This window comes from Spiribacter pallidus (assembly GCF_040838495.1).
Classification (GTDB): Bacteria; Pseudomonadota; Gammaproteobacteria; order Nitrococcales; family Nitrococcaceae; genus Spiribacter; species Spiribacter pallidus.
In genome coordinates this window covers 1-802 of the sequence record NZ_JBAKFM010000011.1, presented here as the reverse complement: position 1 = coordinate 802, position 802 = coordinate 1, and the positions used below count along the sequence as shown (strand labels likewise).

1 pseudogene is annotated in these 802 nt (G+C 64.1%); it reads right to left on the bottom strand.

Annotated elements, in window-relative coordinates:
- Window positions 1-802 (bottom strand): annotated as a pseudogene (locus V6X73_RS09550) (hypothetical protein); the annotation flags it as partial.

Below are 802 nucleotides of genomic sequence, written 5' to 3'. Positions count from 1 at the left end.
CCTCGCTGCTGTCTTTCGAGCCGCTGTCGGACTCCTCCTTGGTATCGCCTTCGGATTTCTCCTCGGTGTCTTTCTCTTCGGAGGCTTCCTCCTCGCTATCGTCCTCGGCGTCGTTGCCCGCCGCGCGGAACCGCGTGTAGCCACCGTTGGTGATAAAGCTCACCCCCGAGGCAATGTCAATGCGCCCATCCGCATCCAGCACCACATTGAGCGCACCCGAAGCGCTCTCAATCTTCGCACCAGACTCAAAAATGATATCCCCGGCATCCGTGGTGCGCAGCGTCAGCGTGGCATCCCCGCCCGACGACTTCGTCAGCACCACACCGCTCGCCCAGACCATGTCCCCCGCCACCAGATTGGTGACATTGGTGCCCGTGTTCAGCGTATCGGCAAACCCATCCGCCACACTCTGGGTGATCAGCGAGAACTCCGGGTCAAGCAACCACAAACCCGCCTCACCCAGCGGAGCATCCGCGCGCACCACCGCACCCTCGGTGAAAAGCTCATGCCCCGAGGTCTCGATGAGCCCACCATCACCCCCTGACGACCCGCCGCGGGCCAGGATAGTGCCACGCACATCAGTCACCGAGGACGGATTCTTGATATCACTCCACAACACCACCGTGCCGCCATCACCGCGCTCGGTGGCGCTGGCGTCAATCCGCGCCCCCGCGGCCATGTCCACACTCACCGCCTCGCGCAGCGCCTCCGGGTCGTTGAACACCCGGTACTCCGCGTGATCACCCCCCTGCCAGTCACCGCCAATGAGCACATCACCACCACCGGTGGCGCCGGTGGCATC